The organism is Streptomyces sp. NPDC059668, from assembly GCF_042734135.1.
GTDB lineage: Bacteria > Actinomycetota > Actinomycetes > Streptomycetales > Streptomycetaceae > Streptomyces.
Window position 1 is genome coordinate 13,146 of record NZ_JBHWEL010000076.1, and the last position, 18,335, is coordinate 31,480.

Consider the following 18,335-nt stretch of genomic DNA (forward strand, 5'->3'; position numbering starts at 1 on the left):
ACGGTGGGGGAGCGCGGCCGGTTCGACGGGTTCCACGGGTGGGCCGTCGTGGGGGTGCGGAGGCGGAGGACGGACGGGCCCCTGCTCGCCGTGGATCGGTGCGTCCTCCGGGTGGCCAGGGTCCGCGCCGGCCACCCGCGTCATTGGAGCGCGCTCGGTCGCCCGCGGTCCTACCAGGCCACGGGCAGTTCGATGGGGAAGCGCCGGATCGTCTCCGTGTCCCAGCGCAGATCCTCGGGCGCCACCGCCAGCCGCAGCCCGGGGAACCGCTCCAGCAGGCGTCCGATGGCCACCTCCAGCTCCGCCATGGCCAGCGGCACGGCGACACACAGGTGTCCGCCCCAGCCGAAGGTCATGTGAGGCAACGGTGGTCGGTCCGGGTCGATGGTGTCCGGGTTCGGATAACGCTCCGGGTCCCGGTTCGCCGTCAGGTAGGACACGTGGACGAAGTCACCCGCCCGGATCCGTACCCCGTCCATCTCCACGTCCTCCAGCGCCACCCGGGGAATGCCGACCCCCTTGCGGAAGGGGATGAAGCGGAGGAGCTCGTTCAGGACGGCCGTCAGGGTGTCCGGACGGCTCCTGAGCTGTTTCATCAGCTCGGGACGGGTCAGGAGCAGGTAGGTGATGTTGCTGATCTGGCCGGTGGCCGTGTCGTGTCCGCTGAGCATCAGCGTCAGTGCCATGACCGCCAGTTCCCGGTCGTCGAGCGCGTCCTCGCCGTCCTTGGCGGTGGCCAGCACGCTGATCAGGTCGTCGCCGGGGGAGCGCCGCCGTTCTTCGACCAGGGCGCCGAAGTACGCCCGCAGCTCGGACTTGGCTCTCGCGGCGCTCTCGCGGCAGTCGGGGCCCGTGGAGAGCAGCTGGTGGACGTAGCGGTCCATCCGGGGCCAGTCCTCCTCGCCGATCCCGAGGACGTCGCAGATGGTGTGCTGCGGGAGCCGGTTCGACAGATGCCGCGCGAGGTCCGCGGGCGGTCCCTGCGCGGCCATCTCGTCGAGGAGGGTGTCCGCGATGCGGGTGATCCTCTGCCGCATCCGCTCCACATGCCCCTTGGTGAAGGCCTGCGATGCCAGACGCCGCAGACGGCTGCTGTGCGGCGGATCCATCACGTTGATCGACTCCGGGGAGACGATCGGCTCCGGAGTGAGTCGCGGATAGTCGAACCCCATGATCCCCGCCCGGCTGAACCGCTGATCGGTGGTCACCTGCCGCACCGCGTCGAACCCGGTGACCAGCCAGGCGTCGGCGTCGCCGTACGGCAGCCGGATCCGGGTGATGGAGTCGCGGGCCATGAGCGCCGCGAGGGAGGGGTCGAACTCCAGGCCCGCACTAAAATCAAACGGACATGCGACTGCTTTGCTGTTGGGGGGCATGACGCAGTTCTCCAGTTCCACTGCTTTCGCTATCCATCGCTCTTCCATGCATATGTCATTTCCGCGTCGCGCGGTCGTCCGGACAACTCGGCATGCGCTATTTGGCCCCCGCCTCCACCCCGTCACGGAGTGTGACGAATGGGGTGCGAGAGGCCAGGCATCCTGGCCCCGCGGCCTGAGAGGGTGGATACGCTCGGTGACCGACGGCGGAGCAGGTAGCCCGTACGGGCGCCGCACGGCGGAAGGGCCGACGACCGGATGCGGAACGTCGTCCGGCCGCCGACGGTCGCCGGACCGGCAAGGCGCGGCGCTTCGCACGAGGGGATTGCCCGGCGCGGAGATCGCCTGACGCACGGCTTCGGATCCGGCCTCGACCCTGGCATGGGCAGGGCTGCTTCTACCGGCAGGTGAGGGGGGCTTCGCTGCCCACCGTGACCGCTAGGGGAAGGCGCTCACTGCGAGACCTGGTGACCCGCGCGCTCCAGCTCCTGTAGGAGCAGGAGCAGATCGGCGGGGGCCGCGGCCAGGCGGACCGGGGTTTGGGAGTCGAGGAGCTCGGCGACGTACCAGTGGGCCGGCACGCTCCGTTCGGTGAGGCTTCTCGGCCGCCGCAACCCCTGTACCGAGAAACGCCCCACGGGAATCTCCTTGCCACCGAAGCGACCCGGCCCGCCGTGGGGCAGCATCGCCATCGTCCCGGCGCCGACCGCGATGTGGCTGCCCCGCAGGTCGGGATCGACGGGCGCGTCCTGAAGGAAGCGGGCCGGCACGATGACGTCCTGCCCCTCGGGCAGCGGACGCGCCCTGAGGGGCGGCGTGCGGCCGCTCAGCCGCCAGGCCCGCACCACGAGGACGAGCACCGCGAGCAGGCCTACGACCGCCACCGGTATCGCGACGGCCCGGCCCGGACGGGCCCCGGCGAGTGGCACCGCCCACAGGGCGGCGACGCCGATCGGCACCAGGAAATCGAACACGCTCGGCGGCGTCGGTTCGTCCGCGGCGACCGGACGCCCGTCGCGGCGCCGGCGTACCAGGGCGAGGACGGCGAGGCCGCCGGCCGCGAGGACGCAGAAGGTGACACCACCGGCGATGCCCCCGGGGCGCGGTACGTCCTCGTTCGCGGTGTGGTGCCCGCTGGCGACCTTCATCAGGTCGCCGCGCCACCACGTCAGCGTGACGTGGTCGCCGGGTTCGAAGGCGACGGCGGTGTCGTACGAGACGTTCAGCCGCTCCACCGGTGTTCCGCCCGAAAAGTACAGCCAGTCGTCGCGGTGGGACTTGTTCAGCTTGGACTCGGTGCGCTCGATCACCGCGGGCAGCGTCGTCACGCAGTCGGCGCGGACGTCGACCGGTGCCGTGGCCGGGCATGCCGCGGCCGCCCGCCACTCCTGGTCCCGCCGCTCCTCGGAGGACACTCCGACCACGGCGAAGAAGGCCGCCGCCGCGACCGTCACGACGCACAGCAGGAGCGGCAGCAGCCGCGCCCGTACGAAGGTTCCCACCCGTCGGCGCGGGGCCGACTCGCTCATCCCCGACATGGGTCCGATGATCCCACCTCGCGCACCCGCGGACAATGATCTCGAACGAGCCCGGCCTGCCAACTCCCTTGAGTACCCACGCGTTTGGGTCCTGAGCAGGCATGAGAAGCCATGAGCGGGCCTCTCAAGGCGTGGCGAGAGGGCGTTCGACGCGTCGCGCGGTGGAAGCGCGGGACCTCGACCGGTGCGACCGCCGCCTCGCGTCGCGACGCCGGGCCGGCCGAACCCATGGGCCCACTCGTTGCCTTGAGGGTCCAGTCCCGTTGCCCCGATCCCGACGAGGGGAAGGGCAGGGATCACCACCGCCACCGCGTCCGTGGTCACCCAGGGCGGGCGGCACGGTCGCAGTGGCTGGTTAGTGGTCGGTCAGCTGCCGGCCAGCAGTTCGAGCGTGTCGATCACACGGTTCGAGAAACCCCACTCGTTGTCGTACCAGGCGACCACCTTGATGTGGCGGCCGTCGACACGGGTGAGAGCCGAGTCGAAGATCGACGAGGCGGGGCTGCCCGTGATGTCGGAGGAGACGAGCGGGTCGTCCGAGTACTCGAGGATGCCCTTGAGATGTCCCTCAGCCGCGGCACGGTAGGCAGCCAGCACCTCGTCGCGCGTCACCTCGCGGCTGACGGTGGTGTTGAGTTCCACGATCGAGCCCACCGGTACGGGGACCCGGATCGAGTCACCGGACAGCTTGCCCTCCAGGTTCGGCAGGACGAGGCCGATCGCCTTGGCGGCGCCGGTTGTCGTCGGCACGATGTTGACGGCGGCGGCACGGGCGCGCCGGGCGTCACGGTGCGGACCGTCCTGAAGGTTCTGCTCCTGGGTGTAGGCGTGCACCGTCGTCATGAACCCGTGCTCGATGCCGGCGAGCCCGTCGAGGACGGCTGCCAGGGGCGCGAGCGCGTTGGTCGTGCACGAGGCGTTGGAGACGACGGTGTGGGCGGCCGGGTCGTAGGCGTCGGTGTTCACCCCGAACGCGAGCGTGACGTCCGCTCCGTCCGACGGAGCGCTGACGAGCACCTTCCTCGCACCCGCGTCCAGGTGGGCGCGGGCGGCCGTGGCCGACGTGAAACGGCCCGTCGCCTCGAGCACGATGTCCACGTCGAGCTTGGCCCACGGCAGTTGAGCGGGTTCGCGCTCGGCCAGCACCGCGATCCGACGGCCGTCCACGACGAGGGTCTCCCCGTCGACGGTCACCGGGCGCCCGAGCCGACCGGAAGTCGAGTCGAACGCGAGCAGCCGCGCCAGACCGGCAGGCTCCGTAAGGTCGTTGACCGCGACGACCTCGAGGTCGCTGTCGCGCTCCAGCAGCGCGCGCAGCACATTGCGCCCGATGCGGCCGAATCCGTTGATGGCGATGCGAGTCATGAGTGGGGTGTCCTTTCTGTTCACCACCACGATCCCCCGCACGGCCCGCCGGTGGCATCGGCGGGAGCGCCATGGTCCGCAAGGATCACGCCACCCGTCGACCGACCTACTCCCCCCGGGCGAAGGTGCGTCGGTACTCGCTCGGGGTGGTGCCGAGGATGCGCTGAAAATGCATCCGGAGATTCGACCCCGTGCCGAGACCGACATCGGCGGCGATCTGCTCGACGCTCCGCTCCGAGCGCTCCAGCAGCGCACGCGCCTCGTCGATACGAGCGCGCCTGACCCACTCCATCGGCGTGTATCCGGTGTCCTCGCTGAAGCGCCGCAGGAAGGTTCGCGGTGAGACCGCCGCATGGCGGGCGAGGACCTCGAGCGTGAGGGGCTCGCCGAGTCGGTGCAGAGCCCACTCGCGGGTGGCGGCGAACCGTTCGCCGAGAGGCTCGGGCACACTGCGCGGCACGTACTGAGCCTGACCGCCGCTGCGGTAGGGGGCCGCGACCAGGCGCCGGGCCGCGTGGTTCGACGCCGCCACCCCGAGGTCGCCACGGAGAATGTGGAGGCACAGGTCGATGCCCGAGGCGGCGCCGGCCGACGTCAGCACGTTTCCCTCGTCGACGAAGAGGACGTTCTCGTCGACCTGGACGCGTGGATGCTTCGCCGCCAGAGCCCGTGTGTAGTGCCAGTGGGTGGTGGCGCGCTTGCCGTCGAGCAGACCCGTGGCCGCGAGCGCGAAGGCACCCGTGGAGATGGCCGCGAGCCGTGCTCCCCGGTCGCTGGCGGCGACGAGCGCCTCGACGACGGCCCGGGGCGGATCGTCGTCGGCCGGGAACCGGTAGCCGGGAATGAAGACGATGTCGGCCCACGCGAGCGCGTCGAGCCCGTCGGCGACGTGGTACGACAGGCCGTCGCCGCCGGTGACGAGACCGGGCGCCGCGCCGCACACCCGTACCTCGTACGGCATGCTCGCGCGTGTCGTGAACACCTGCGCGGGGATGCCGACGTCGAGCGGTTTCGCACCACTGAGCACGAGGACGGCGACACGGCGCAGACGAGAGGTTGGCACGGGTGTCAGCGTACGCGGAGCACCTGAGGGGGACGGTGGTGATGTGGCCGTCGACCTGCGTGTGGGCCCGGCGCGCGAGGGTGGTGTGCGGCTACCCGGCGGGTCGGTTCGAACCGTCCGCCCGCCCGCTCGTGAGGCGGGGCCGGGCGGCCGCGGCCACCATGGCGGCGATCACCGCGACCCAGACCGCGCCGGCGACCCAGATCTCCCAGCGGCCCAGTGTGGTCAGCCACGACGTCCCGGTGGTGCGCCCCAGTTCGTGGGTGGTGACCGCGTACATACCGATCGGGAAGACCAGGTTCCACCAGCCGAACTCGTAACGGAACGGCACCTTTCGCAGGGCGTGCCGCCATACCCCCAGAGCCAGCAGCAGCGGAATCAGCCAGGTGGCGAACGACCACAGGACGACGGACGATCCGGCGACGGCCGAACGCGACAACAGCATGGTTCCCGGCGGCAATTCGACCAGCCTCGTCCCGGCGAGCACGGTGATCGCCGCCGCGCCCATGCAGATCCACGACGATGTCATGAGGTCTCCCGGAGCCACCGGCCGCGCCAGCAGCCTGCCCAGGACGATCGCGGCGGTCAGCAGGTACTGCATCAGCCCGATGCCCCAGCAGACCAGGGCCAGCACCTGCAACTGCTGGCTCGACGTCAGCCGGGCCAGACCGGCCGCCGCGACCGCCACCGACTGGGATCCGACCGCCCACAGGAACCAGGTGCCGTTGACCTGGTCGAATGACGCGTCCCGCCTGGTGCTGGCGATCAGACCGAGGGGGATCCCGTAGCCGAGCAGCAGCCATGTCACCACACCGAAGGCCAAGAACGCCCCGGCCACCGCGGTATGGCCGTCCGCCACCAGGCGGGCGGCCATCACATCGGAAGCGATGCTGATGGTGAGGAGGGTGAACCCGCGTGGCGCGACGAGATCCGCGACGAAGCGCTGCCGTCGGCGCAGCAGTCGCCAGACATAGGCGGGCAGCAGCACCGCGCAAGCGGCCAGACCCACCACCAGCAGGACGATGGAGGCGGTGTGGGCTCCGTTGATGTTCAGGCCGGTCGACACGATGCCTGTGCCCATGACGAACGCGAACGCTCCAGGGTTGAGGTTCTCGATGCTCCGAGGGGTCGCCTGCTTGCCCATGACGCACCTTTCGCGGGTGGGTGACCAGGGCCGTCGAGGCGATCGGCGCCACCCGCCCACCTGTCCACGCGGCGGGGCGTCCGCCCTGGGTCCGGCCCGCTCCCAGGGACGCTGATGCCGGATTCCGGTGGGCCACGATTCCGAGCGTCGGCGGCGAGCGTCTCCGCACGTCCGCCGTTCTGGTGTGTCCATTCTATGAGGCTTTGATCGAATGGCCCGGTCGGCTGCGTACCGGGCGCGCGCCGAGCGTGCGCCCGGCGCCGCGGCCCCCGGACCGCCCCGCGCGAAGCGCGTCCGGGGCGGTTACCCGGCGTTCCCGTCGGTTCACGGTGCGGGCATGGCTACGTGGGCCCCGGCCCCGCGGAACCGACAGGTACCGCGGTGACGAGGCACTGCGCGATGGCCTGAGCGGTCAGGCCCGCCTCGGCGAGGACTTCGGCACGGGTCCCCTGCGCGGGGAACCCGTCGGTCACCCCGAAGGTGCGCACGGGGACCTGGAGGTCCGCCTCGCGCAGGGACTGGCCCACCGCGGCCCCGACCCCACCGGTACGAAGACCGTCCTCGACCGTGGCGACCAGTACGTGACCGGCGGCCAGACCGAGGAGTCCGTCCGGAAGCGGCTTGACCCACCGCGGGTCCACCACGGTGACCTCCACACCCCGCTCGGCGCAGAGCTCCGCCGCGTCCAGGGCGATGTGTGCCGTCGTGCCGACCGCGATCAGCAGGACGCCCGCGCCGCGAGCCTCGCGCAGCACGTCCACCCCACCGACGCGGCGGATCGCGGGGAGCGCCGGCGGGACCGACCCTCGGGGATACCTCAGCACCGTAGGCGCGTCGCTGATCGAGACGGCCTGCCCCAACTCCTCCTGGAGCGTGGGGACATCACGCGGAGCCGCGATGCGCAGACCCGGGACGGCCTGGAGCATCGCCAGGTCCCACAGCCCGTTGTGGCTGGGACCGTCGTCACCGGTGACCCCGGACCGGTCGAGGACGAGGGTCGCACCGAGCCGGTGGAGCGCCAGGTCCATCAGCACCTGGTCGAGTGCGCGGTTGAGGAAGGTGCCGTAGACGGCGACCACCGGATGCATACCCGCCATGGCCAGTCCGGCGGCCGAGGCGACCGCGTGCTGTTCGGCGATCCCGACATCGAAGAACCGGTCCGGATACCGGGCGGCGAAATCCCCGAGACCGACCGAACCCGGCATGGCCGCGGTGATCGCCACGAGCTCGCGGTTCCGTGCCGCGAGTGACACCAGTTCCCGGCCGAACTCCGCGGACCAGCTCGGGCCGCCGGATCGCAGCGGGCGGCCGGTCTGCGGGTCGATGGGGCCCACGCCGTGCATGTGGTCCTCGTCGTCCCGCTCGGCAGGTTCGTAGCCCAGGCCCTTGCGCGTGATGCAGTGGACGATGACGGGTGCGCCGTGGTCCTTGGCGCGTTCCAGAGCCGCTTCCAGCGCCGGGATGTCGTGCCCGTCGACAGGGCCCACGTACTTCAGGCCCAGATCGGCGAAGAGCGGCTGCGGCGCGAGGGCGTCCTTGAGACCTTCCTTGGCCGCGTGCAGAGTGCGGTAGACGGCGCGCCCCGGTGTTCCGGCGCCCCCCAGGGTCTGCTTGCCCCATCCGAGCAGTCGCTCGTAGCCGGCGTGCGTCCGCAGGGCCGCCAGATGCTGTGCGAGTCCGCCCACGGTCGGTGCGTACGAGCGCCCGTTGTCGTTGACGACGATCACCACGGGCCGCTCCGGTGCCGCCGCGATGTTGTTGAGCGCCTCCCAGGCCAGTCCGCCGGTCAGTGCCCCGTCGCCGACGACGGCGACGATGTGCCGGTCCGTTTCCCCTGTAATCCCCCTGGCCTTGGCCATGCCGTCGGCGTACGACAGGGCGACCGAGGCGTGGGAGTGCTCGATGTGGTCGTGCGCGGACTCCTCCCGGCTGGGGTATCCGGACATTCCGCCGCGCTGGCGCAAGCCGGGGAACTGCCCCGCCCGACCGGTGACGATCTTGTGGACGTACGCCTGGTGTCCGACGTCCCACAGCAGTGTGTCGTGCGGGGAGTCGAAGACCCGGTGCAGGGCCAGGGTCAGCTCCACCGCGCCCAGATTGGGTCCCAGGTGGCCCCCTGTCACCGCCACATGGCGGATCAGGAAGTCGCGGATCTCCCCGGCCAGCCGGAGCAGTTGCGAATTGCTCAGACCACGCAGATCCGCGGGCTGGTTGATGCGTGCCAGCAGCGTCATGCCACCGTTCCTCCTCGATACTGGACTGCGGAGCTCTGACGGCGACCGTCCGCGCCCGGGGGTGACGCCGGTCCCGGACGAACCCCGTTTCCGGGGCCGTGTCGGGGAGTTCCGGGAAGGCCACGTCGAACTCGGCCTGTACGGCGGCCGGTTGCCCATGAGCCCGGCCGGTTCCGACCGGCGCCTCATGACGCCCTCACGGCTTGGAAACGCCCCCCGCCTTCATTCCGAACCCCCAGTGCCTGACCCGGCGGAGCGCTCGTCCGCCCAGTCGACCACGCCTCCGGTCCCCGTTCCGGCGGTCGTCCCGTTCGACCGCGTCACGCTCCGTGATGACGGTACGGCGCCGTGAGAGCCGGCACAGGTGGCCGGGCGTGCCACAACTGCCTCACATCAGGACGTGCGGCCGGTGCCCGCGGGGGAGTGCCGCCCGTCGCGCGGCCGGGCCCGCCGTGCCGTGTCCGGATCCGAGGGTCTCCTGTCCGGCGGGCCAGGGATCGCTGCCGTACGGAACCTGGTTGTGATTCTTCGGTCGCGTACTCGTGGCCGAGTCGACCCCCGGGAACGAACATGACTGATGCCACTACGCCGGACACCGCCCGGCGGCAGGCTCCAGGGATCCTCCGGACCCTGGGCCTCCTGCACGGAGAGTTGCGGGCACGGCATGGGCTGTCGCTCCACGGCTACCTCGTCCTGGGCGTCCTCGCCGAGGCCCCGGGCGGGTCCGCGCCGGTCGCCGAGCTGACGGCGTTCCTCGGGGAATCGGGTGGCCGGATGTCCTACATCCTGAGAGCCATGCAGGCGTCCGGCCTGATCGATCGCGATCGGCGTGATCACGACCGGCGAACCGTGATGGTCGCGCTGACGGACACCGGACGTGACACGTACGCCGACGCCGAGAGGACCGCGCAGGCCATCGTGCGGCGGCACCTTGTGCCCGGCTCCGCCCCGGCCGCCGTCGAACCCCCCGCCCCGGCGCACCCCGTCCCGGCGCCGCCCGCCCCCTGACCGGCGGGCCGGATCATCCCGGCTGGAGCGCCCCCGGGCGCGGTCGAGGGGGGTGCGCGGCCGTCTGTCCGCAGGACCACGACGGCACCGGTGTTCCGTATGCGCCGGATGGCGGGTTAAGGTCGCGTTCTGCGAAGATCTTGTACGGAGGTACCCGGGATGGAGAACAGCGCGCCCGCACGCCGAGGCCGTCCGCCGGGCACCCGGAACGCCGGGGGAGAGCTGACGAGCCGCCAGTCGGCCATCGTCGGTTACATCACGGCGACGGTCGACCGTCAGGGCTACCCGCCGTCGATGCGGGAGATCGGCCAGGCGGTCAACCTCTCCAGCACGTCCTCGGTCGCCCACCAGCTGATGGCCCTGGAACGCAAGGGCGTCCTCTACCGCGACCCGCACCGTCCCCGCGCCTACCGCGTGCGCCCCTCGTGGGCGCCCGATCTGGGCAGCCTGAGCCAGGCGCCGGTCGACGTGCCCCTCGTAGGGCGGATCGCGGCGGGAGCGCCCCTGCTCGCCGAGGAAATGGTCGAGGACGTCTACTCCCTGCCCCGCCAGATCGTGGGCGACGGCGACCTGTTCGCCCTGACGGTCTCCGGCGACTCCATGATCGACGCGGCGATCTGCGACGGTGACATCGTGACCGTCAGACGCCAGGACAGCGCCGACCACGGGGACATCGTCGCCGCGCTCCTGGGGGACGAGGCCACCATCAAGGTGCTGGTCCGCCAGGACGGGCGGGTGTGGCTCATGCCCCGGAACCCGTCCTACGAACCGATCCCCGGCGACGACGCGCAGATCCTCGGCAAGGTCGTCGGCGTCCTGCGCCTGCTCTGAGACGTCGGTCCGGCGCCGCCGGTCCGTCACCCGTCCCGGTGGTGGGCCATGGGCCGCGGCGCCTCAGATGCGCTGGACGTAGGGAGCCCGCCAGGCCGGGGACGGGTCCACGCCGAGTTCTGTCCAGTATTCGCGCCCGCTGGTGATCAGCTGGTGGTGAACGGTCCAGAAGGACACCACCCGGTGGACGCCCATCGTGACGTGCGGGACCTCGACCTCGGAGACGACGTCGTCTCCGGACGGCACGATGCGCAGGACGTTGATCGACCATCCCTCCGGATACTCCGCGTTGATGCGTACGTAGTTCTCGCGGCCGAGGATGCGTTCACCGCTGACCGGCCATTCCACGACCAGGTCGTCCGCCAGCAGTTCACCCACGCCTGCCCAGTCCCGGTCCTGCATGCGGTCCCAGAGCGTCTGCACAGTCTTCGAAGGTTCCATGACCACATCCTGCACCGCGCCACCGACGGTGATGCCCTTTCTCGCACAGGCGCCGTCCGGGGCCCCGCCGGCCACGCGCGGTCAGGACCGATCGCACCGGACGTACCGGCTATCCGCCGGTGACGCGCGGGTCCCGGCCGCGCCCGTGTGTCCGGGAGGAGTTCCCGTGGATCCTGGAGGAGTTGCGGAAGGCGGTCGGGGTCTCACCGGCGAGCTTGCGGAAGAACTTGGTGAAGACCGTGGCCTCCGGGAAACCGATCCGTTCGGCGATCACGCCCGCGGACAGATCGGTGTGGACGAGCAGCCGTTTGGCCTCCAGCAGGACCCGGTCGTCGATGAAGCGTTTGGCCCCGCACCCGGCGGCGTCCCGGGTCGCCCGGGTCAGGGTGCGGACGCTGTAGCCGAGATCCCCGGCGTAGTCGTCCACGCGGTGGCTGCGGGCGAAATCCCGCTCCACGGCCCGCTGGAAGCGGCGGAACGCCTCGGTGCCCCTTCGGCCGTCCGCCGTGTCGCCCGAGGAGGCCTGCTGGTGCGAGAGGTGCAGGACGAGGGCCGCCAGCAGGTGGCGCAGGACCTCGACGCGCGCCTCCAACGGCAGTCCGCCGAGCCCGTGGTACTCGCTGTCCAGCAGGTCGAGAGTGCTCCTCAGCGCCTTCCCCGCGGCACCTGAGGGGGTCAGCGGACGGTAGGGGAAGTACTGGTCGACACGGGCGACCTCGGCGGTGGTGGTGTCCAGGAAGCCGGGCTGGAAGAGGACGACCGTTCCTTCGGCCGCGGCCAGATCCGAGCGGAACTGGTGGATCTGTCCGGGGCGCGCCCACAGCCAGTCGCCCTCGGACAGCTCGTGATCCGTGAAATCCAGCGAGCAGCTCAGCGTGCCGGTCCGGACGGTGATCAGCTCGTGGAACGCGACCCGGACCGGTGAGTAGGGGTCGACTCCGTGACCGCGGGCCCGGGCGGTCAGGTCTGCGAAGCCGAGTACCTCGACCCCCGGCGGAGCTCCGGCGGATGTCCGGTAAGGGACCTCGGTGACGTCAGCGTGTCCGTTTTTATCCATGGCGTGTCTTCATCCTACGGCTTTGACCAGGCAGATCGAACCTACTGTGAAGCGCGGGAGCGGAGTGCTGACCGAGGTGGTCCGTCCCTTCCGTGCCCACTCACATCTACTGAGGAGCTGAGCCGTGTGCGACTGATCGTGGGGATGACGGGTGCGACCGGCTCGGTGCTCGGCGTCCGTCTGCTGGAACATCTCAGCCGCCTGCCCGAGGTGGAGACCCATCTGGTGCTCAGCCGCTGGGCGCGCACCACCATCGAGTTGGAGACCGGACTGTCCGCCCGCGACGTCGGCGCCCTCGCCGACGAGGTGCACGCCCCCGAGGACCAGGGTGCCAAGATCTCCTCCGGGTCGTTCAGGACCGACGGGATGGTGATCGTCCCGTGCTCGATGAAGACGCTCGCCGGAATCCGCAGCGGATTCGCCGACGGACTGATCGGCAGGGCGGCGGACGTGGTGCTGAAGGAGCACCGCAAGCTCGTGCTCGTCCCGCGCGAGACACCGCTGAGCGACGTCCATCTGGAGAACATGCTGGCCCTGTCGCGCATGGGCGTGCGGATGGTGCCTCCCATGCCCGCCTTCTACAACCATCCCGCCTCCGTCGACGACATCGTCGACCACATCACAGCCAGGATCCTCGACCAGTTCGACCTGCCCGCGCCCGCAGCCAAGCGATGGGAGGGCATGCGGGCAGCCCACGTCCGGACGCTCAAGACAGCGCTCTGATGCCTCACCACGACTGTCACCAAGGGGTTCACATGGCCTATGACGATCTGCGCAGTTTCCTCGAAGCCCTCGACAGGGAGGGGCAGTTGCTCCGGATCACCGAGGAGGTGCAGCCGGAGCCGGACATCGCCGCGGCCGCCAACGCGGCGCCACGCCTCGGGGATGCGGCGCCGGCCCTCTACTTCGACAACATCAGCGGCTTCACGGACGCCCGGATAGCCATGAACGTGCACGGCTCCTGGGCCAACCACGCGCTGGCGCTGGGGCTGCCGAAGGAGACCAGGACCAAGGAGCAGGTGGAGGAGTTCATCCGCCGGTGGGCGGAGTTCCCCGTGCGGCCCGAGTGGCGGGAGCACCCCCTGTGGGCCGAGAACACCGTGGACGGGGACGACGTGGACATCTTCGAGGTGCTTCCGCTGATCCGCCTCAACGACGGCGACGGCGGCTTCTACATCGACAAGGCCGCGGTCGTGTCCAAGGACCCGGAGGACCCGGAGAACAGCGGCAAGCAGAACGTCGGCATCTACCGCATCGAGGTGAAGGGGAGGCGCAGGCTCGCCCTCCAACCCGTACCGGTGCATGACATCGCCCAACATCTGCGGAAGGCCGAGGAGTTCGGCGAGGACCTCCCCGTCGCCATCGCCGTGGGCAACGATCCGGTGATCTCGATCGTCGCCTCCACCCCGATGAGGTACGACGAGAACGAGTACGAGTTGGCCGGCGCCCTGCGTGGCGCCCCCGCGCCGATCGCACCGGCGCCCCTGACGGGGCTGCCGGTGCCGTGGGGCAGCGAGGTCGTGATCGAGGGCGTGATCGAAGGCCGCAAGCGGGAGATCGAGGGGCCCTTCGGCGAGTTCACCGGCCACTACTCGGGCGGTCGCAGCATGCCGGTGATCCGGATCGACAAGATCTCCTATCGCAGCAACCCGGTCTTCGAGCATCTCTACCTCGGGATGCCGTGGACCGAGATCGACTACCTGATGGCAGCCAACACCTGCGCCCCGCTCCACGAGCAGCTCACGAGGGACTTCCCCGAGGTCCAGGCGGTCAACGCCACGTACACGCACGGCCTGGTCGTCATCGTCTCCACCAAGAAGCGGTACGGCGGTTTCGCCAAGGCGGTCGGCATGCGCGTCCTGACCACACCGCACGGCATGGGGTACGCCGCCACCGTGATCGTGGTGGACGAGGACGTCGACCCCTTCAACCTGCCGCAGGTGATGTGGGCACTGTCGACCAAGATGAACCCCGCCGGCGACCTGATCACGATTCCGAACCTGTCCGTGATGGAGCTGGGGCCGCAGGCGGACACCCCCGGCATCGTCGACAAGCTCATCATCGACGCCACCACTCCCGTCAGGCCCGACCACCGCGGCAACTACGGCAACCCGGTCCGGGACCTGCCCGAGATGGGGGAGTGGCTCACCAGGCTCCGGCGGCTCGCCGCCGAACACTGACCTCAACTCCCCTTCCCCACAAGCGAAAGGAACCACCGGCATGGACGGCACCGGCATCTGCCCGCGTTGCGCCCACGAGACCGTCGAACAGCTCTTCACCTCTCCCGTGCCCGGGGTGTGGGTCGTGCTGCAGTGCCGGCAGTGTCTCTACTGCTGGCGCACCAGTGAACCGGCCCGCCGCACCGAGCGCGACAGCTATCCCGACAGCTTCAAGGTGACCGTCGACGACATCGCCGAAGCCGTCGAGGTACCGCCCGTTCCCTCGCTGCTGCGGCGCGGCTGAGTCAGCGTCACGAGGTGGGCCGGGACCGCCCGTCGGCCTCGCCGGCGCCGCTGTCGGCGACGGGCGTGTCCGGATGACGCAAGAGAATCCCGGCCTTCTCCTCCAGCAGCGCCACCGCGAGCAGCTCGCCGTCCGCCGGGCCGTAGCGCGCGAGTGCCTCCCCATGGAGATCGCGGACGGTGTCCGCGATGCCGTGGGGTGTGTCGAGTCGCTCCGCCAGTGCGGTCACGGCCGTCAGTTGGCCGTGGATGTGGTCGAGGCCGAAGTCGGTGAGGTAGTCACCGGCCAGGAGGGCGGGCAGGTCGTGGCGGATGAACGCGGTCGAGGCGGGACCGGCGGCCAGGGTCCCGGTCAGTACGGCCAGGTCGATGCCGGCACGCCGGCCGAGGAGGAGGGCCTCCGCGGTGGCGGCGGCCTGCCCGAACCACAGGAGATTGACCAGCAGTTTGGCGACGTAGCCGGTGCCCGGCCCGCCCATGTGCGTGATGCGGTCGGACACCACGGAGAGCAGCGGGCGGTGGTGCTCCAGGAGGGCACCCTCCCCGCCGACGAAGAGCCGTAGCCGGGCCGCCGCGGCGTCCGCGGGCGAACCTCCGATGGGCGCCTCCAGTACACCGATCCCGTGGGCGGCAGCGCGCTTCCAGCAGGGTTCGGCATCGGTCGGCGTGTTGCTGCTCATGTCGATCCAGGTGGCTCGCGACGCCAGGGCCCCGAGTACGGCGTCGTCGACCACGGCCGCCACCTCGGCCGGCCCGGGAAGGACGGTGAGCAGCACGTCCGCGCCCGCCGCCGCGGCCGCCGCCGAATCAGCGGTTCGCGCCCCGTGGGCCAGGGCCGCTTCCCTGCGTTCCGCCAGGACGTCGTACGCCGTCACCTGGTAGCCCGCGCGGACGAGACCGGCGCACAGCGGTTCGCCCATGCGGCCCACACCGATAAGGCAGATCATCGACATCGGTGGATGATATCCGGGCACGGCCCCGGCCCACAGGGTTCGACGGCAGGGTGCGCGCCCGGTGAAGCACACGGGGTCGCGGAGCGTCGGCCGGTGTGTGGGGCGGTAGGGCGGGGGTCCCGGCCCCAGGTCAGCGCACGACGTCCAGGACGTTCATCTGCAGGCCGTTGGCGTACACGGCGTGCTCGACCAGCTTCAGCTTCCGGGTGTCCTGGTCGGTCGCGGGGAACAGACGCTTGCCCGCGCCGAGCAGCAGCGGGAAGACGAGCAGGTGGTAGCGGTCGATCAGGCCGGCGTCCGCGAGACCGTGGTTCAGGGCGACGCTGCCGTGGACGATGATCGGGCCGCCGTCGGTCTCCTTGAGGGCGGCGACCTCGTCGAGGGAGCGCAGGAGGGTGGTCTCGCCCCAGTTCGTGACCAGCTCGGCCTCGGTGAGCGTGGTCGAGACGACGTACTTCGGCATGGTCCTGTACTCGGCGAACTCGGCCATGTCGGGCCACACCGGGCTGAACGCCTCGTAGCTGGCCCGGCCCATCATGACCGCGGCGGACTCGTGCTGCTCCCGCTCCTTGATGGCGAACGCCTCGGGGACGAACTCGATGTCCTTGAAGGTCCATCCGGAGTTGCGGTAACCGGGTTCACCGCCCGGAGCCTCCATGACGCCGTCGAGCGAGAGGAAGGCGGAGCTGATCAAGGTACGCATGCTGGTTTCCTTCGGTGTCCGGTGGACGTCTTCGGTTCCTCGCCGCCGCTTCGATGCGCGTTCGAGGTGGCGGACCTGCGGCGAGGACCGCTCGCGGGCCGCTCCGCGGTGCGCGGTCTTCGATCGGGGCAGGGTCCGGCACGGCTCCAGAATGCGTCCGACAAAATTAATTGTCAAGGCAGTTTGAGTTGTCGGCTGTGGTGTGGGTCGGCGTCGGTCGAGGATGTCCCGGGAGCCGCCGTCGAACGGTCGGCCCGGTGAGGGGGCGCGGCTGGGGTCGGGACGTCCTGCCGGCTGTGGGCGACAGGCGCGGTGGAGTGGGGAGGGGGAGGCCGTCTGGTGGTGGCGAAGGTTGGTCACCCTGGCGGCGGCAGGGTCGTGAGCTCACGACGGTGCGTCCGGTCGACTGAAAGTGGGGGCAGGTGACATGGAGGGCCGGATGTGCTTGGAAGGCTGCCGCCGATCCGCTGGGGACCCGCGCTCCGCGGACGCCGCGAACTCGTGACCGGCTTCGTCCTGGGAGGTGCCCGGTCTAGCGCGGCGACGCTGTGGTGCGGCGCGGGGGCGAGCTCACCGCGGCGCGGGACTCGGGAACCGTGCCGGCACGGGCCGCGGGCGACTGCTCGCGACGGTGCTCGCGCGGCAGCCGGGTGTGCGTGGCGGAAGGCGCCGACCGGTATGACCCCCCCGTCTGCGTCTGCGTCTGCGTCTGCGTCTGCGTCGGCGTCGGCCGGTTCCGGCTGGTTGGTGAGGTACGTCCCCGCCGGTGGTGAGAGCACCCCGGCAGCCCGGCGCCTGGCCGGCTGCCCGGCGGTGACGGTCAGGGCTCGGGCGTCAGCCCCGCTTCCTCCCGCTCGCGCGCGGGACGAGGAACCGTCGTCAGGAAGTTCACGTCAGCCGCGGCGACGACGGCGTCGGTGTCGTCGACGAAGGCCACACGCACGGGGCGGTCGCCGTGCGCGGAGCGCCTCAGGGTGCTGGGCCCGGTCGAGGGCGGCCGGTTCTCGTCGCCCCACTGTTGGAGGGCGGCCAGGACCAGCCGCAACTGCTCACCGGCCGGCGTCAGGTGATAGCTGAAGCGCGTGCGCGCGCCGGGCTCCCGGTAGGGCCGCTTCTCCATGACACCCCCCTCCACGAGGGTGCCCAGGCGCAGCGTGAGGACGTCGGGCGCGATGCCGAGGTGAGAGCGGAAGTCGGCGAAGCGTGTCACGTCCTGCAGCGCCGCCTCGCGGAGGATCAGCATGGTCCAGCGATCTCCGACGACCTCCAGGGAGCGGGCGATCGAGCAGGCCTCTTCGCGGTCGCTCTCCTGCTGTCCGGTCCTGTACGTCATGCAGTCAGCTTACTCCTGAGTTGCGTTTTCACATCCAGCCTGCCTATGTTGGAAATACCTATCCAGCTACTCAGAGATGAGAACTCATGGACATCAGGAACGCAGTGGCGGTCGTGACCGGCGGGAACCGCGGCTTGGGAAGGCACTTCGCCGCCCAGCTGCTCGAGCGGGGCGCCGCCAAGGTCTACGCGGGCGCACGCAACCCGTCGACGGTCGACCTGCCCGGGGCCGTGCCGCTCGAGGTGGACATCACGGACCCCGACTCCGTGGCACGGGCGGCCGAGGCCGCCCCGGACGCGACACTTCTCATCAACAACGCCGGCATCAGCACGCACGTCGGACTCGCCGCTGGCGACATGGGCGACATCCGCCGGGAGATGGAGACGCACTTCTTCGGCTCCCTCAATGTCACCAGGGCTTTCGCCCCTGTGATCGCCGCGAACGGCGGCGGGGCCATCCTGAACGTGCTGTCAGTGCTCAGCTGGGCGCACTATCCGGACTACGGCGGCTACAGCGCGGCCAAGGCCGCCGAGTTGGCCATGACCAACGTGACACGGCAGGAGCTGGCACCGTCCGGCATCGACGTCATCGCCCTGCACGTGGGCTACATGGACACCGACATGGCGGACTACGTGGACGGCTCCGACAAGGTCGACCCCGCGTGGGTGGCCGGGCTCGCGCTCGACGGCATCCAGGACCGTGCGCTCGAAGTGGTGGCCGACGACAAGAGCCGTACCGTTCGCGCCGCGCTCTCCGGCGACCTTGCGAACCTCTACCCGGGGCTGCCTTTGAAGCGCTGACCGTACGCGGCGTCAGTGGGCCGTCGG

The 18,335-nt window shown here is 70.6% G+C and carries 17 protein-coding genes; 6 read left to right on the plus strand and 11 right to left on the minus strand.

What is annotated here, in order from left to right; all coding sequences use genetic code 11:
- Positions 1-170: 170 nt before the first annotated feature.
- The 6 genes from ACFV2J_RS35110 to dxs form a co-directional block, all read right to left on the minus strand.
- Positions 171-1,376: a cytochrome P450 gene (locus tag ACFV2J_RS35110; RefSeq protein WP_385442519.1), complete on the minus strand. Its 1,206-nt coding sequence runs from the start codon at positions 1,374-1,376 to the stop codon at positions 171-173.
- 452 nt (positions 1,377-1,828) lie between these two features.
- Positions 1,829-2,914, minus strand: coding sequence for a hypothetical protein (locus tag ACFV2J_RS35115; RefSeq protein ID WP_385442497.1), 1,086 nt, complete (start codon positions 2,912-2,914; stop codon positions 1,829-1,831).
- Between the two features lie 366 nt (positions 2,915-3,280).
- Positions 3,281-4,279, minus strand: a complete 999-nt coding sequence (gene gap / locus ACFV2J_RS35120) for a type I glyceraldehyde-3-phosphate dehydrogenase (protein WP_385091836.1) — start codon at positions 4,277-4,279, stop codon at positions 3,281-3,283.
- 106 nt (positions 4,280-4,385) lie between these two features.
- Positions 4,386-5,342 (minus strand): GlxA family transcriptional regulator, encoded by a 957-nt coding sequence (locus tag ACFV2J_RS35125; protein ID WP_385091834.1) that lies wholly within the window; start codon positions 5,340-5,342, stop codon positions 4,386-4,388.
- Between the two features lie 91 nt (positions 5,343-5,433).
- Entirely contained in the window at positions 5,434-6,486 is a 1,053-nt protein-coding gene (locus tag ACFV2J_RS35130; protein ID WP_385091831.1) for a tellurite resistance/C4-dicarboxylate transporter family protein, read from the minus strand.
- Positions 6,487-6,827: 341 nt separating this feature from the next.
- Entirely contained in the window at positions 6,828-8,720 is a 1,893-nt protein-coding gene (dxs, locus tag ACFV2J_RS35135; protein WP_385442502.1) for a 1-deoxy-D-xylulose-5-phosphate synthase, read from the minus strand.
- Positions 8,721-9,290: 570 nt separating this feature from the next.
- On the opposite strand from dxs, the gene ACFV2J_RS35140 reads away from it, so the two are divergent.
- Positions 9,291-9,728 carry a MarR family transcriptional regulator gene (locus ACFV2J_RS35140; protein WP_385088574.1) on the plus strand — a complete coding sequence of 146 codons (438 nt, stop codon included), beginning with the start codon at positions 9,291-9,293 and terminating at the stop codon, positions 9,726-9,728.
- Between the two features lie 159 nt (positions 9,729-9,887).
- Positions 9,888-10,559, plus strand: a complete 672-nt coding sequence (gene lexA, locus ACFV2J_RS35145) for a transcriptional repressor LexA (protein ID WP_385088576.1) — start codon at positions 9,888-9,890, stop codon at positions 10,557-10,559.
- 63 nt (positions 10,560-10,622) lie between these two features.
- On the opposite strand, the gene ACFV2J_RS35150 is transcribed toward lexA, so the two are convergent.
- Together ACFV2J_RS35150 and ACFV2J_RS35155 are read right to left on the minus strand one after the other, a co-directional pair.
- Entirely contained in the window at positions 10,623-11,000 is a 378-nt protein-coding gene (locus ACFV2J_RS35150) for a nuclear transport factor 2 family protein (RefSeq protein WP_385088578.1), read from the minus strand.
- Between the two features lie 109 nt (positions 11,001-11,109).
- Positions 11,110-12,057 carry a helix-turn-helix domain-containing protein gene (locus ACFV2J_RS35155; RefSeq protein ID WP_385088580.1) on the minus strand — a complete coding sequence of 316 codons (948 nt, stop codon included), beginning with the start codon at positions 12,055-12,057 and terminating at the stop codon, positions 11,110-11,112.
- Between the two features lie 126 nt (positions 12,058-12,183).
- Between ACFV2J_RS35155 and ACFV2J_RS35160 the strand changes: the two genes are divergently transcribed.
- Genes ACFV2J_RS35160 through ACFV2J_RS35170 form a run of 3 tightly spaced genes read left to right on the plus strand, consistent with a single transcriptional unit; the run spans position 12,184 to position 14,520 of the window.
- The gene (locus ACFV2J_RS35160) at positions 12,184-12,780 is read left to right on the plus strand and encodes a non-oxidative hydroxyarylic acid decarboxylases subunit B (RefSeq protein WP_385088582.1); all 597 of its coding nucleotides are present in this window, start codon (positions 12,184-12,186) and stop codon (positions 12,778-12,780) included.
- A 32-nt stretch (positions 12,781-12,812) separates the two neighbouring features.
- On the plus strand, positions 12,813-14,237 hold the full coding sequence (locus ACFV2J_RS35165; RefSeq protein ID WP_385088584.1) for a non-oxidative hydroxyarylic acid decarboxylases subunit C: 1,425 nt from the start codon (positions 12,813-12,815) through the stop codon (positions 14,235-14,237).
- Between the two features lie 40 nt (positions 14,238-14,277).
- Positions 14,278-14,520: a non-oxidative hydroxyarylic acid decarboxylases subunit D gene (locus ACFV2J_RS35170; protein ID WP_385088586.1), complete on the plus strand. Its 243-nt coding sequence runs from the start codon at positions 14,278-14,280 to the stop codon at positions 14,518-14,520.
- Positions 14,521-14,527: 7 nt separating this feature from the next.
- On the opposite strand, the gene ACFV2J_RS35175 is transcribed toward ACFV2J_RS35170, so the two are convergent.
- From ACFV2J_RS35175 to ACFV2J_RS35185, 3 genes are all read right to left on the minus strand, one after another.
- Positions 14,528-15,544: an NAD(P)-dependent oxidoreductase gene (locus ACFV2J_RS35175; protein WP_385442510.1), complete on the minus strand. Its 1,017-nt coding sequence runs from the start codon at positions 15,542-15,544 to the stop codon at positions 14,528-14,530.
- Between the two features lie 58 nt (positions 15,545-15,602).
- Positions 15,603-16,175 (minus strand): dihydrofolate reductase family protein, encoded by a 573-nt coding sequence (locus tag ACFV2J_RS35180; protein ID WP_385088590.1) that lies wholly within the window; start codon positions 16,173-16,175, stop codon positions 15,603-15,605.
- A gap of 820 nt (positions 16,176-16,995) precedes the next feature.
- On the minus strand, positions 16,996-17,508 hold the full coding sequence (locus ACFV2J_RS35185) for a winged helix-turn-helix transcriptional regulator (RefSeq protein WP_385088592.1): 513 nt from the start codon (positions 17,506-17,508) through the stop codon (positions 16,996-16,998).
- An 86-nt stretch (positions 17,509-17,594) separates the two neighbouring features.
- On the opposite strand from ACFV2J_RS35185, the gene ACFV2J_RS35190 reads away from it, so the two are divergent.
- Positions 17,595-18,308 (plus strand): SDR family oxidoreductase, encoded by a 714-nt coding sequence (locus tag ACFV2J_RS35190; protein WP_385088594.1) that lies wholly within the window; start codon positions 17,595-17,597, stop codon positions 18,306-18,308.
- Positions 18,309-18,335 lie beyond the last annotated feature (27 nt).